This is a genomic window from Psychromonas sp. SA13A, assembly GCF_011378715.1.
Taxonomy (GTDB): domain Bacteria; phylum Pseudomonadota; class Gammaproteobacteria; order Enterobacterales; family Psychromonadaceae; genus Psychromonas.
On sequence record NZ_WTKU01000011.1, the window covers coordinates 33,398 to 48,333 of the forward strand.

15 protein-coding genes are annotated in these 14,936 nt (G+C 38.4%); all 15 read right to left on the reverse strand.

What is annotated here, in order from left to right; translation table 11 throughout:
* Positions 1–744 carry a flagellar type III secretion system pore protein FliP gene (gene fliP / locus GQR44_RS11330; protein ID WP_166371911.1) on the reverse strand — a complete coding sequence of 248 codons (744 nt, stop codon included), beginning with the start codon at positions 742–744 and terminating at the stop codon, positions 1–3.
* On the reverse strand, positions 737–1,159 hold the full coding sequence (fliO, locus tag GQR44_RS11335) for a flagellar biosynthetic protein FliO (RefSeq protein WP_166371912.1): 423 nt from the start codon (positions 1,157–1,159) through the stop codon (positions 737–739). Before fliO ends, fliP begins: the two co-directional genes overlap by 8 nt.
* The gene (gene fliN, locus GQR44_RS11340; protein WP_166371913.1) at positions 1,156–1,548 is read right to left on the reverse strand and encodes a flagellar motor switch protein FliN; all 393 of its coding nucleotides are present in this window, start codon (positions 1,546–1,548) and stop codon (positions 1,156–1,158) included. The genes fliO and fliN overlap by 4 nt, the downstream gene beginning before the upstream one ends.
* 95 nt (positions 1,549–1,643) lie before the next feature.
* On the reverse strand, positions 1,644–2,675 hold the full coding sequence (gene fliM, locus GQR44_RS11345) for a flagellar motor switch protein FliM (protein WP_166371914.1): 1,032 nt from the start codon (positions 2,673–2,675) through the stop codon (positions 1,644–1,646).
* 16 nt (positions 2,676–2,691) lie between these two features.
* A complete protein-coding gene (gene fliL, locus GQR44_RS11350) occupies positions 2,692–3,204 on the reverse strand; it encodes a flagellar basal body-associated protein FliL (protein ID WP_166371915.1) in 513 nt (170 codons plus the stop codon).
* Positions 3,205–3,322: 118 nt separating this feature from the next.
* Positions 3,323–5,725 carry a flagellar hook-length control protein FliK gene (locus tag GQR44_RS11355; RefSeq protein ID WP_166371916.1) on the reverse strand — a complete coding sequence of 801 codons (2,403 nt, stop codon included), beginning with the start codon at positions 5,723–5,725 and terminating at the stop codon, positions 3,323–3,325.
* Between the two features lie 145 nt (positions 5,726–5,870).
* Entirely contained in the window at positions 5,871–6,329 is a 459-nt protein-coding gene (gene fliJ / locus GQR44_RS11360) for a flagellar export protein FliJ (protein WP_166371917.1), read from the reverse strand.
* Positions 6,330–6,341: 12 nt separating this feature from the next.
* Entirely contained in the window at positions 6,342–7,673 is a 1,332-nt protein-coding gene (gene fliI, locus GQR44_RS11365) for a flagellar protein export ATPase FliI (protein ID WP_166371918.1), read from the reverse strand.
* Positions 7,674–7,675: 2 nt separating this feature from the next.
* Complete coding sequence (gene fliH / locus GQR44_RS11370; protein WP_166371919.1) at positions 7,676–8,686, reverse strand: flagellar assembly protein FliH; 1,011 nt, start codon at positions 8,684–8,686, stop codon at positions 7,676–7,678.
* Positions 8,687–8,967: 281 nt separating this feature from the next.
* Positions 8,968–10,017 carry a flagellar motor switch protein FliG gene (gene fliG / locus GQR44_RS11375; protein ID WP_166371920.1) on the reverse strand — a complete coding sequence of 350 codons (1,050 nt, stop codon included), beginning with the start codon at positions 10,015–10,017 and terminating at the stop codon, positions 8,968–8,970.
* Positions 10,010–11,725 carry a flagellar basal-body MS-ring/collar protein FliF gene (gene fliF / locus GQR44_RS11380; protein ID WP_166371921.1) on the reverse strand — a complete coding sequence of 572 codons (1,716 nt, stop codon included), beginning with the start codon at positions 11,723–11,725 and terminating at the stop codon, positions 10,010–10,012. Before fliF ends, fliG begins: the two co-directional genes overlap by 8 nt.
* A 41-nt stretch (positions 11,726–11,766) precedes the next feature.
* Positions 11,767–12,093, reverse strand: a complete 327-nt coding sequence (gene fliE / locus GQR44_RS11385) for a flagellar hook-basal body complex protein FliE (protein ID WP_166371922.1) — start codon at positions 12,091–12,093, stop codon at positions 11,767–11,769.
* A 298-nt stretch (positions 12,094–12,391) separates the two neighbouring features.
* Positions 12,392–12,979: a hypothetical protein gene (locus GQR44_RS11390; protein ID WP_240923634.1), complete on the reverse strand. Its 588-nt coding sequence runs from the start codon at positions 12,977–12,979 to the stop codon at positions 12,392–12,394.
* A 175-nt stretch (positions 12,980–13,154) separates the two neighbouring features.
* The gene (locus GQR44_RS11395; RefSeq protein WP_166371923.1) at positions 13,155–14,372 is read right to left on the reverse strand and encodes an ammonium transporter; all 1,218 of its coding nucleotides are present in this window, start codon (positions 14,370–14,372) and stop codon (positions 13,155–13,157) included.
* Between the two features lie 30 nt (positions 14,373–14,402).
* Complete coding sequence (locus GQR44_RS11400; RefSeq protein WP_028867398.1) at positions 14,403–14,741, reverse strand: P-II family nitrogen regulator; 339 nt, start codon at positions 14,739–14,741, stop codon at positions 14,403–14,405.
* Between the last annotated feature and the right edge of the window lie 195 nt (positions 14,742–14,936).

The following is a 14,936-nucleotide window of genomic DNA, read 5'->3' on the forward strand; positions in this document are numbered from 1 at the left end:
TTACAACCCGAAACTATTAGCTAAACTACCCATCACTAGATTCCAGCCATCTACTAAAACAAATAGCATTAGTTTAAAGGGTAATGAAATAATCATCGGTGATAACATCATCATCCCCATGGCCATTAAGATACTAGCAACCACCAAGTCAATAATTAAAAAAGGAATAAATAACATAAAGCCGATTTGGAAAGCGGTTTTTAATTCACTGGTGACAAAAGCCGGGATCAGCACAGTGATCGGAACTTCCTCAGGGCTATCAACTTCTACATTAGCAATTTCCAAAAATGTTTCTAAATCCTTCAGCCGCGTTTGTGACAACATAAATTGCATCATAGGCTTTTTCCCTTGTTCAAGGGCTTGCACTATTGTCATCTCTTCATTTAAGTAAGGTTGTATTGCATTTTCATTCACACGGTCAAAAACAGGCGCCATAATGAAAAAAGTCATGAATAAAGCGATACCATTAACCACTTGATTCGAAGGGGTTTGTTGTAAACCAAGCGCTTGACGAAGAATCGACATCACAATCACAATACGAGTGAAAGAGGTCATTAAAATCAACATTGCAGGCAAGAAGCTAAGCGCAGTCATAAACGCAAGTACTTGCAAGGTTACACTGTATTCTTGGTCACCCGCAGCACTCGTTGTCACTGTGACTGCCGACAATGCACCTGGCTCTGCTATTACCTGTGGAGCAAACAAAAATAGACCTGAGCATAATAATATCAGCAGTTTATTCATTATTCTTTTTTCCTGCTTTAGATAATACACTGGCAAAAGCTGTCGCAAATGATGGCACGCTTTGCGTTTCAGCCTGTTGCTCGACACTCGGTGTATCTATTTGATCTAATAAATTAATTGATTGCTCACTTACTCCTAATAAATACTGCTTACCGTAGACTTCAACAATTTGCACACGGCTTTTATTAGTTAGCGGTTGAGTTGCAATGATTTTAATTGGGTTTTTACTGCCACCTTGGCGAATAAAATTGCTTTTTTTCATTAAATAAGCAAACAAAAAAATACAAGCAAGCACCAGTATTAAAGAGCCAAGCATAGTGCCGATCGCTAATTCTGGACGTTTACTAGTCTCTTCTAAAGCAACAACAGGCAAGCTAATTACTGTTAACAAAACTGTTTGAATTAACTGCTTCATTTTAGTTTTTTGATACGTTCAGTTTGACTAATGACATCGGTTAAGCGGATACCAAACTTGTCATTAACAACAACAACTTCACCGTGTGCTATCAAAGTACCATTAACTAATACATCTAGTGGTTCACCAGCAACACGCTCTAATTCAACTACTGAACCTTGGTTAAGCTGTAATAGGTTACGGATATTAATTTTACTTCGGCCTACTTCCATTGAAATAGTCACAGGAATATCTAAGATGCTATCTAAACGAGCCAATTCTTCTTTACTCATTGGCGCAGCAGTATCTTTCAACTCGTCCAAATCAATATTTGTAGCGCCTGAATCTGCATCTCCAGACTCTTCTAATGCCGCAGCCCATTCATCTGCCATATCTTGTTCTGTGCTCATGCTTTATATCCTATCGATTAATTACTTAGCTTTACTTATTTTTACTTATTTTTACTTAACTATATTTAAGTTTATTTAGCTTAACTGTATTTAAGTTAACTGGGCTTAGGTTTTTTCTCTTTTAAGTCTTGCAATTGAATTTGTGTTTTTTGTACTTCAGGACGCGCAATTTTTTGAGTTATTTTTAATGCATAATTATCATTACGTTGCCCTAATGTTGCCCTATAAGTCGGTAAACCTTCCACCGACACTAATAAACTTTCGGGTAGATCCACGGGAATAATATCGCCTGCTTTCCAGTGCATCATATCTCGTAATGGAACTTGCTTCTCTACTAAGCGAGCTCCTAAATCAACTTCAACATCCATAATTTCATCTTGAAGTGCCTGAGACCAACGCTGGTCAGTATCTTCTTTATCACTTTGCACACCCGCATCTAATAATTCACGGATTGGCTCTAACATCGAATAAGGCATGGCAATATGAAAATCACCACCGCCGCCATCCAATTCGATATGAAAAGAGTTAACCACAATCACTTCTGTGGGGCTGACAATATTTGCCATTGCAGGGTTTACTTCTGAATCTAAATATTCAAATTCAGCATCCATCACTGGTAACCACGCTTCATGGTAATCTTCAAAAATTATTTTTAATAACATTTGAATAATACGTCGCTCTGTTGGCGTAAATTCACGCCCTTCAATCTTTGCATGATAACGCCCATCACCACCAAAAAAGTTTTCAACTAAAATAAAAACTAATCGCGCCTCCATGGTGATCAACCCAGTTCCCTTTAAAGGTCTAAAGCGCACCATATTAAGGCTAGTAGGAACAAATAGGGTGTGAACATACTCTCCAAATTTAAGCATTTGCACACCATTGATTGAAACCTCAGCGGTATGGCGTAACATATTAAATAAACTGATCCTTAGATGACGAGCGAAACGCTCATTAACCAATTCCAAGGTTGGCATTCGACCACGAACAATACGGTCTTGTGAAGAAAAGTCGAAATGGGCATGAGAGTTGCTTTCATCCATCGCATCACTTTCAATTACTTCCTCATCAACGTCATCCACACCATGTAATAGTGCATCAATTTCGTCTTGAGATAATAAATCCATGCTTAGCCCTTATCTATTACTGTAAAACAAAACCGGTAAATAGTACCGTATGGATAAGTGCACTTTGCTCAACCATAGTGGTTGCGGCATTTAATTCTTCAAGCGCTTTTTGGCGTAATTCACTTTTGCCTGCAGGGCTACGTAATTGTTCAATCGTTGCTGAACCAAAAACACTCACTAATGTACTTTCTAATAATGGAATGTGTTTACGAATAATGGCTTCACTGCTTTTAGTGTTAACCATTAATTGCACTTTAATTTGCACTGTGCGATCGCGCTTACCTTCTAATACATTGAACACAAAAGGCCGTGGCATTGGCACGTAGTTAGCCCCTTTTTCTGTGGTTTCAGTCGTTGCTTCAGCCGCTGTTTCATCGCTTGCCGCATCATCCCCAGAGAGCATAAAAAAAGCACCACCGCCACCAGCGGCAAGTAAAACCACAACAGCAACAATGATGATAATTAATTTTTTCTTACTCTTAGGTGCTGCATTTTCACCGTCTATTGATGCATCATTTCCTTCAGCCATTGCCTGTCATTCCTCTCGATGTATTTATTCTCAATTTTTCAAGAATACGTGTTTTGTGCAAAAATAATAAGTTGATTTTAATGGTTCTTTCTCAGTAAGCCAGTAACTATTGCTTTGTTTAAGCATAAAAATCAATTCCTTGATCTGTAGACGCTACTTTTGATGGCATCCATACCGCTGTTTGCTCTTCTTCGACCATTCCGTTGTTATGAGTCTGCCTACCTGACATAGCATTCATACCGTTATTTTGTTGTTGCTGACCTTGTTGTTGAGATTGTTGCTGAACGTTTGCTTCACCCAATTGAATTCCTTGCTGTGCAAGTTGTTCTCTTAACCGTGGCATATTTTGTTCAATAATATCTTTACTTAAGCCAGCTTGAGTTTGAATATTCAATTGTAATTGATCTTGTTGAATATTAACTTTAATAAACATTGAACCTAACTCAGCAGGGTCTAAACGAATTTGAACCTCTTGCTTACCTTGAGAGATCATCATCATCACTCGTTCGCCCATCATTGCCGCGGCATGTTTTGATTGAATGTCTAAAGGTTGTTGTAATAGATTGTTCGTCGCTTGTTGCTGTTGATTACCCGCCATTAATTTATCTAATTGCGCTAAACTAGTTTGATTAGGTCTGGCGCCGTTAACATCTGTAACAGTTTGTGCTGCAGCGGTGCTTTCATGCCTAATAGGAGATCCTGCACTATCATCTTGTTCTGATTTTTTAAGTGCCTGCAATGCCGCCTCGATACTCGCTGGATCAGTTTCGCTCTCTGGAGTTGTGCCAGAAACATTTGCGGCAATCGGCTGAGATTGGTTGCTTGCCGCCATCGGTTTTAATGAACTGCTTTGATCATTTTTTTCATTATTGCTGCCATCGCCTCCAGTATTTAAGGCTGAGTTACTAGTATTTGCAGCTTTAGTAGTAATTTTTTGTTGTTCGATATTGTTGTCTATAGATTCTTTATTAATCGTTGAATTGACAGCAGTATTTGTTGTCGCATTTACATTAACAACATCTACTGGAATGTCTTCTGTGAGCTGTGCATTTGTAAAATTAATGGTCTCTATAGTAACAGGCTCTTGTTCATCAACACTTTGCCCTAGACTATCAGCAACCTTTAAGGCTTGGCTGTTATTAGCCGCAGTGAATGGTTCAACAACACTTTCAGCCCCTATAGTTTCAAGCATTGAGGTTGCAGGTGTAGTTATTGATTTGTTTTGCTGTGTATTATCCTTAGTCAAAGCTGAGATAATAGGATCAACCTTTTCTGTATTACTATCCGTACTATTTGCTGATAGGGAATTTGCAGGTAGAGGGTTTGCACTTAGCGTATTGTCCGAAAGGCTAGAGCCTTCGGTACTCGCTAATTGACTAGCAATATTTACTTCAGCAGTCGTACTCTTTGTCCCATTACTCGTTACAACATTATTATTTACGACATTGCTGCCATTGTTAGAATTGCTAATGTTTAGTTCATTATTACCTTGTGCTCCAGTAACAACTTGTTCGCCTGCCACGAAATCTGCTGTGTTTACACCTGCATTATTAATCATGTTTTGTTGCGGAGTATTTGGGGCTGTCATTACATTAGCAGCCAAAGCGGCTACTTCTGCGATATCCTCACTAGTAAGCATATCACTCGCATCGGTAGATTCTATTTTTGGATTGATATCGGTAGTATTTAACGTTGCTTCACTTCCATCGAGATTCATTAGTTGATTATTAATATCGAATTCAGCGGCACTTTCTCCAGTGACTTCATTATTACTGACATTAACCTTTGTATTGACTTGCTGCGCAGACTGAATAGCCAATAACAGTTGTTGATTTTGTGTATTGTTAATTTCCTGATCAGCATCCGTTTGGGCATCGGAATCACCAGAAGCCGTCATTTGTTCGCTATTATTTTGCTGTCCAGTCAACGCAGAATAATTGATATTTGCAGAATTCGCTAAACTAGGTTGTTGTAAACTTGCAGCATCCATTGAAGGTGACAATATTTTTTGCCCTAGCTCCTGTTGTATTTCGCTAGTTGTTACTTTTATCGCATCCCCTGCATTGTTTTTTTGCAACAAACCAAGCATCTGTTTTGTTTCAGCAGTATTAGAAGTAATATTACTATCAATAGCGACAGACTTTTTAGTCGTCACGTTAGTCTTAATGTCTCCACTAGGTGCTTTATTGTGGTTTGCTGAATCGCTAATAGCGCTATTTTTAGCCTTTACGTCTGTAGACTCAGAAACCCCGTTGAGGCTATTCATTTCTGATTTATTAGCCGCCTTCTGAATCGCATTGTTTTGATCTTTAGTATTTATTTTGTTATTTGCTTTAGTATCTGTTGCTACATTATCTTGTTTGATATTTTCTTTTAATACTTTAGAAAAACTATTTTGTTCTTCCGTAAGCTTAGATTTTGAAGAATTATTCGCAGCCGAATCTATTTTATCGCTCTCTTTATGCGCCTTCAGATCATTGTTTTTTGCGCTTACAGCGCCATTTAATAAGGATTGCATCATAAAAGTATTCTCTATTTCACTTACGGTGGATTTTAGCGGCACCTATCACAAGGTTAACGTCACTCGTTGCCGCTTTTATCGAAATTTGACCATTACTTTAATAAAGCAATTAATAGACCAAAAAAGTAGATTATTAAGTAAAAACTTAATTTGTATCTTGTTCCGCTTGTTTCTTTCGAAAAAACTGAAAAGTGGCAAATTCATCCAATAATTGTTGTTCTTTTTTATCGGCTAGTTTTATTTTTTCACGTGCTTTTTTTTCTAACAATAAACCCATTGCTTTATGCGCAACCTGTTTATCTGTCCACTGACGTTTTTTTTCGCGTACGGCATATTCAAACTTAACTAATGAAGACTGTTGATTAGTTAACCCTTGATCTATTTGTACAATGAACTGTTGGTATTTAGCTAAGGTTGAAATGGTCAGGCCTTGCGAGCCTTTTTCACTTAATTGAGCAGTATATTGACGTCTATATTGATGTAGATTTTGCAGTTGGTTACGTTGTTCAAATAATGCTTTTTGAGCCTGTTGGTAAGCTTGTAAAGCTTGCTCAACTTGCTTTTCTCTTTGCTCATAAACAAGCTGTAATGCATCAACGGCCATGATTTTTCCCTATTAACTTTTAACAAACTCCTGCGTCAATACTGCAAGCTGTGTCAAACAATCGTTATAACTAATACTGTCTTTCATACCTTGTTGCAAGAAGTGATCCAATCTTGGCCTGATCAAGATCGCTTTATCGATTCGAGGATCACTACCGCGCGCATAAGCACCAATCGTAATTAACTCTCTATTTTCTTCGTATAAGGAATAAGCCTGTTTTAGCACCCTCGCTAAGGTTTGATGCTCATCGGAGGTTACCATTGGCATAACTCGACTAATTGATTTACCCACATCAATAGCAGGAAAATGCCCAGAGTCTGCTAATGAACGCGATAATACGATATGGCCATCCAAGATAGCGCGAGAAGCATCGGCAATAGGATCCTGAAGATCGTCGCCCTCTGTTAATACGGTAAAGAACGCACTAATAGAGCCTTGGTTTTCATTACCGTTCCCAGCACGCTCTACTAAGGCCGGTAGCTTTGCAAAAACAGAAGGCGGATAACCTTTCGTAGCAGGTGGCTCACCAATAGCTAGTGCAATTTCACGCTGGGCCTGAGCAAAACGAGTTAATGAGTCCATTAACAATAAAACATTCAAACCTTGGTCGCGAAAATATTCAGCAATGGTAAGCGAAGTCTCGCAGCCTTTTAAACGCATCAATGGTGATGCATCAGCCGGCGCTGCAATCACAACAGCACGGGCACGCCCCTCTTCCCCTAAAATTTCTTCAATAAACTCTTTTACTTCTCGACCACGTTCACCAATTAATCCTACTACCACTACATCGGCATTAGTACCTCGGGTCATCATGCCCAATAAAACACTTTTACCCACACCGGATCCCGCGAACAAACCCATTCGTTGTCCTTGGCCGACGGTTAATAATGCATTAATTGCTTTGATGCCGGTATCAAGAGGTTGTTTAATCGCTTTACGAGAAAGGGGGTTAATACGTGTGTTGTTATAACCACTCATGGTATTGGTTTTTACTTCTCCTTTACCATCAATCGGGTTTCCCATGCCATCTAAAACACGCCCGAGTAATTCCATTCCTACCGGAATACCAACTTCTTTTGTTTGAGGAATGACTTTAGCGCCAGGTAATACACCAGTTAAACGTTCGCTGGGCATTAAAAACAATCGATCGTTTGAGAAACCTACAACTTCGGCATCTATATAACCGTCATTCGTTTCTACTTTACACATACTCCCCACGGCAGCACTACACCCAACCGCTTCTAAAGTAAGACCAACAACACGCACCAGCTTTCCAGCCACCACGGGATGAGTAACTGACTCGCCTACTTGATATTGAGTAATGCGTTGCGATAATGTTTTCATGGTTAATTAAGCGTCTTATTATTAGTATTGGCATTTTCAATATTTGTATCAGTTTCACTTGAGCTTTTATCTGTACCAGTGGCAGCTGCAAGATCGTTCTGTTGATCGTTAATGGCGTTAGTATCATTAATATCCGTCGGTTCAGTCGAGGATTCGGCTTCTGCTAATAAATCTTGTTCTGTTTTCATTTCATAATCTAAAGGCTGATCATGACTAATATCACCGTCGTTACTTACTTCAGGGGTATTTTCATAATTCTCTTTTAAGAAGTGTTTTAGTACTTGTTCGATACGTGTCGAAAAAGCATAATCAATACTGGAAATTTGCGTATGTATTTGGCAATCACCTCTTAACAAGGTAGGTTCTGAACGTAAATCCCAGCCACGCTTTTGACACTCGGACTCAGAGAATGCAGTTTCTACGAATACAAGATCTTCAGGATTCAGCGAAATCACAATAGTTTGTTCATTAACCGGTAGTGCTTCAACACCTTGCTTTAAGGCTTGTAGAATAACTTGAGGATTAACACTAACTTCACAGCGCGCCATTTGTTCAGCTAAATTAGTTGCCAATTTAATTAATTGAAATTCGACATTATCATCTAATTTTTCAAGCGGTTGGTGTAAGCGAGAAACTAACTGTTCCCAATGTAGTGCTTGTGCATCAACTTTTGCTTTTCCTTCGCTTAAGCCTTGTTCAATACCTTGCGCTAAACCTTGTTCGTGTCCTTCCGCTAAACCTTGTAATTTCCCTTCCTCTAGACCTTTTGCCATTCCAGCTTCTTTACCCTCATTGAAGCCATCTTCATAGGCCGAAGCTCGAATGGATTCTATATCTTCTAAAGTAAGTGGTTTAGGTTCGTCTTTGACTGGAGTGGGTTCTTCTTCTTGCTGGCTACGGTACCAATTTGCAGGTCGACCAAATAGGTCAATTTCATCTTCTTGCAGGGTTTCCTCGGCTTCAAAATCTGGCAAGATCCACTCTTGAAAATCTTTATCACTTTCAATGCTCATGCATTTACCTTACTTAATAATTAACGAGTTACCCGATGATACGACTAAAAAATGCAACTAGCTTATATTTGTAAACCATATCATAGCTCTAAATTAACGGGCTATATAACTAAGCTACATAACTTGTTTATATAACCAGTCTATATAACTTAAATATATAAGTTAACAATATAATAGGGCTATTTAATTAAAGTTAGATGATTGTATTTACTTACCTAAAAGGGTAACCGATTAGGTAAGTAATAAACATTGGCGACTAGGGGGTATTAGTGAATGTTCAATTATAAGAACTCTTCACCGCCACCACCGCCTAGCATTAACTCGCCAGCATCAGATAAACGGCGTGCGATTGATAGGATCTCTTTCTGTGCACCTTCAACTTCACTAATACGGATTGGTCCCATTGCTTCCAGATCATCTGCTAGCATTTCAGCGGCACGTTTAGACATATTAGCCAATATTTTGTCTTTAAGTTGTTCTTCTGCACCTTTAAGTGCCAATTGTAATTGTTCTGGTGGTACTTCGCGCAGTAGCGTTTGAATACCGCGGTCATCAACATCAATAAGATTATCAAAGACAAACATAAGATCCTGAATTTGTTGACTCATGTCTTCGTCTGACTCACGTAAAGAATCCATTAATGGGCCTTCAATAGCAGTATCTAAGTAGTTCATGATATCAGCGGCAGCTTTAGTCCCACCCATTTTCGCAGCTTGAGCGCCCGCTTGGCCGGCAAACTGTTTCTCCATGATCTCATTCAACTCTTGTAATGCAGCAGGTTGCACTTCTTCTAAATCAGCAATACGCATCATTAAATCTAAACGAATTTTCTCAGGGAATTGAGTTAATATTTGAGCGGATTGCTCCGGATCTAAATAAGACAAAACAATGGTTTGGATCTGCGGATGCTCATTTTGAATAATGCTCGCTACTTGTCGAGCATCCATCCATTTAAGTGAGTCTAGACCTTTAGAACCACTGCCTAGAATAATTTGGTCGACTAGATTACCGGCTTTATCGGCACCGAGGGCTTCGATTAATGAGTTACGCACAAAGTCTTCACTATCTAAACCGATATTACTGTATTGTTGAATATCTTCAATAAAAGCACGATGAACACCACTTACTTTAGCCTGTGAAGAATCTTCTAAGGAAGCCATTTGCATCCCCAGTTTCTGCACTTGTTTAGGTTCAAGGTTTCGAAATATTTGCGCAGCATCAGCTGGTGTTAAACTAAGCATTAAGATTGCTGATTTTTCAGCACCCGTTAACGTCGATACGTCATACTCAGCCACTTGCGTTGATTTTTCTTTTTTATCGTTATCACTCATCTTCTAATAACCACTCTCTAATTACTTGCGCTGACAACCCAGGCTCATTCGCCACCAAGGCTCTCACTGCTTTTAATAAATCTTCATGTTTATGTAAATCAGGTAATTTTATTTGCCCGCTGTTATTTAATCCAAAATCAGGAGTGTCATTATGATCATCAGATAATAATTGTAGATTGTCGTTATCGATTGAACCAATCGCACCACCTAATTCGTAATCTTCTTCAGTCTCAGTAGGCTCTGGGTACAATAATTTTTTCATGATTGGACGTACAATCAACAACAGGGTCAAAATAATGACAAGTAAACTACCGCCAAAGCGAACGTAACCTTGGAAGGTTTCAGTTTCCCAAAAGTCTTCTTCAATTATAGGCTCAACATCAGGGCGATTAAAGCTAACAGAAGCCAGCGCCAAAATATCGCCACGTGCATCATTGATCCCTAAGCCACCTAACAATAACTGACGAATATTTTCTACTTCTTCGGGAGTTCTTGGCGTATAAACAGCTTCACCAGCATCATTTACTGATTTAGTGTAATCCAAGGCGACCGATACCGCTAGGCGATCGACTTTACCTACTTTGTGTTTAGTATGAGTGATGGTTGTATCAACTTCATAATTTCGAGTTGATTCAGTTCTTGATGAGCCATCATTCGTATTAGCCTCTTCATTAGCTTCGGTTAATTCTTCAGGTATCGCACCATTCGCCGGTGGTTGGTTTGATAGCGCGCCAGGGACAGACCCTAACAAAGAAGAAGATGATGATTTATCTTCAATCAACATTTCGCTACGAACAGCTTGATTAGAAGGGTTAAACGTTTTTTTAGTTTCTTCAACAACGGTAAAGTCCATCACTAAATCAACTTCTGATGCATAGTTAGCAATCCCTAGTACCGGAATTAAAATCGCATCAATTTTAGATTTATATTCTTCTTCTCGTTCACGCTGCATACCAAATTCTTTACTGGTTTGTGCAGAAGCTCCAGAAGTACTACCTGAATGCAATAAGCGACCTCGTTGGTCAGTAACGGTAACATTGTTTGGTGATAGGCCTTGAACGGCTGAAGCCACTAAGTCGACAATAGAATCAACTTCTTGGCCTGATAGTGCATAAGAGCGAGAAGTGGTAATAACCACAGTTGCACTAGCTTGACGCTCTTTACGAGCAAATACACTTTCTTTGGGAATTGCTAATAATACTTGTGCGTTAGTAATATTTTTCATTTCTTTAATCGCGAGAGCAAGTTGGCGTTCACGACTTAGCTTTAATCTTTCTTTTTCAACACGTTGGCTTACACCAAACCCCATGTCTTGCAATAAAATATCGTCGCCATTTTCTGTATTATCATTAACTAAACCTGCACGTGTCATTAGCAGTTTTATTTTCTGATATTGATCAGACATGACGGAAACATTATTACCTTCTAATTTATAAGGAAGTTTCTGCTGATCTAAAAAGTCTAACGTGCTGATTAACTCGTCAGTTTGATAGGTGCCTAAAGGACGATAATCGGCTTCTTTGCCCCATGACCAAATGATCACTACAATTGCGAGGACAATCAACAAACCGATGATCATACTAATTTGACGCAATACATCCACATTAGAGAAAAACGAAGAAATCGCCCCTTTTTGTGGTACTGCTGGTATGTCATTGTTACCATTACCTTCTAGCAACAAATTAGCATTACTTGCTGAATTAGACACAGTGCTTCCTTTTTAACTATTATATTTATGCAGTGAGGCGATTAAACAGGCATGCTCATAACTTCTTTATAAGCTTCAACCATTTTGTTACGCACTTGCACGGTCGCATCAAATGCTAAACCAGATTTATTCGATGCGATCATAACATCAGCTAAGCTGACATCTTTATCACCCATTTCAAAGCTATTACGTAAATCTGATGTATTTTGTTGCAAGCCATTTACATTTTCAATTGCTTGCTTAAGCATTGCAGAAAAATCAGCAGACGCTGGATTAGTTGCTTTTGTACTTAATTCGTTACTTAACCCTTTTGCTTCTAAGCCTTGAGTTTGTAACTCTTTAAACATTGATGCAGCATTAATATTCATTGTAAATAGCCTTTTTTTGACACAGATAATAGTAAATAGCAATAACTATGCCAGTTGACTTCATAATGGGAATTTACCTATTAAGCATTTAATTTGATTACTTAATTCGATAGCTTAAATTTTGCAGACAAAAAACTTAATGTTGCAATGAGAGCTAAGCAGTGTGATTAAGGTGCATATGTTAGAAAGGTTTAGTTTTGAGAATCTAGGCGTTATAAAAAAGGCATTAACAGGTATTAATGCCTTTATAAAATATAACGAAAAAATAAAGGCTCAAGGCAAGTCTCACTCTCAACGGTTAATCAGTTTTATTATCTTTTAAATTCTGTATTTCTTGGTCCAGTTGCTGCTCCGCATCTTGAGCTTTAAACTCCTGGTAAAGAGCATCTTTTTGCTCTGCGTTTAGCGGTAGCTTAGAAGCACTCACCAACTCTTCAAAAATAGTTTTGGTTGACGCTTGCCCAATTGCCACTAATACACATAAATTATCTTTCTCTGCGATCTTAACAATATCTGTTTTTAATGCGCTGGTACCAGATAAATTTTGTTCGGTCACTTGTTTAGAAACGCTTGAGAAAGTCACTCCTGAATCAATTCCAGTGGCTACGTCTACTTTGTCACTATAAGCTTTGTCCATTGCACTAACACGAGTGTCAATGCGTTGTGCTAATGAAGCACGAGCATTCGCCATCGCCTGTTGCTTATCGATCGACATGTTACCAGACCATAGGACACATTCAGAAACGGCAATGCCATCTTCTGTTTGAGGATTTAATATCCAGCTAGGTATTTCACCGATTGCTGTTTCTTGTGTTGGGTTGTTATTCGAACAAGCAGTTAACAGAAGCAGTGCAGGTAAACTTAATAAATGGTTTATTTTAAACATAATCATTCCTTAATCAACGGTAAAAATACGTTATTAGATGCCATAGTTTAGATTGAATAATCAAAAGTTAATATAAAAAAAATCCCCACTTTAAATAATAAAGTAGGGATTTCAATTTTAATTAACGCATTATCTTAAATATTAAAAATACTCAGAGGTTAATAATCAGCGGTAATTAATCTTTAAACTCTGGGTAAGCTTCAACACCACAATCGTGTAAATCCATACCTGCATCTTCTTGCTCAGCAGTCACGCGAATACCCATTGTTACTTTGATGATAGACCAAACGATCCATGAAGAAACAAACACAAATCCAAAGATAACCGCTGCGCCATATAATTGAGACATAAATGATGCACCGTCATTCGACATTGGTACAACTAATAGACCGAATAAACCACATACACCATGTACTGATAATGCACCTACTGGATCATCAATTTTCAATTTATCAAAAGTAATAATACTGTAAACAACGATAATACCTGCAATAGCACCAATCACGACTGCAAATAGTGGTGATGGAGATAGTGGGTCAGCAGTAATCGCAACTAAACCAGCTAATGCACCATTTAGAATCATTGTTAAATCTGCTTTACCCCATTTAAACTTGCTCACTAATAGTGCTGCAATAGCACCTGTAGCAGCTGCGGCATTTGTATTTAAAAAGATAAGGCCTACTGCAGATGCGTTTTCTGCATCAGAGATTAATAGTTGTGAACCACCGTTAAAACCAAACCAACCCATCCATAGAATAAACGTACCTAATGTAGCAAGTGGCATGTTAGAACCTGGGATTGGGTGAATACTACCATTCTTACCGTATTTACCACGACGGGCACCTAGCAATATTACTGCTGCTAATGCTGCGGCTGCACCGGCCATGTGAACGATACCTGAACCAGCGAAGTCACTGAAACCAGCTTCGCTTAGGAAACCGCCACCCCAAGTCCAAAAACCTTCAATTGGGTAGATAAAACCAGTTAAAAATACGGTAAAAATAAGGAATGCCCATAATTTCATACGTTCAGCAACAGCACCCGATACGATAGACATTGCAGTTGCAACGAATACTACTTGGAAGAAGAAGTCAGATTCTAAAGAGTGATCAGCACCTTCTGCCTGAGTACCAATTAATGAACCAAATGAAGGTAACCAACCGCCTGCAGTATTGTCTACATACATGATGTTGTAACCAACAAGTAAAAACATCGTACAAGCAATCGCATATAACACGATATTTTTAGTTAAAATTTCAGTGGTATTTTTAGAACGAACTAAACCCGCCTCTAACATGGCAAAACCTGCTGCCATCCACATAACAAGAACACCCGAAATTAAAAAATAAAAGGTGTCTAACGCAAATCGTAGTTCTGTAACTGTCGTTTCCATAATGGTAATCCTTAACTTAATGAATTTGGTTTAAAGTGCTTCTTCGTCTAATTCGCCAGTACGAATACGAACAACTTGCTCTAACGGTTGAATGAATATTTTACCGTCACCTACTTTCCCTGTATTTGCAGCGCCAACGATAGCTTCAACTAAACGCTCAATATCATCATCTTTCACTGCAATTTCTAATTTTACTTTTGGTAAAAAATCTACTTGGTATTCAGCGCCACGATACAATTCAGTATGTCCTTTTTGACGACCAAAACCTTTAACTTCAGAAACAGTAACACCAGCAATGCCGATACCCATTACGGCTTCACGCACTTCATCTAATTTAAATGGTTTAATAATTGCGGTTAACATTTTCATCATATATTCCTTTAATGTGTATTTAACGTTTGCATATATGATTCTATTTACAACTAACGTGCCAAAATATATTTACCTTAAATAACAACAGGTTAATAACATCAATAATTTTAAGCGACTCATTTAGCACCAACTTGGTGCATTTAATATTCTTTCTCTGCACTAATATGAAACACTGGGATTTTATTTATAAAT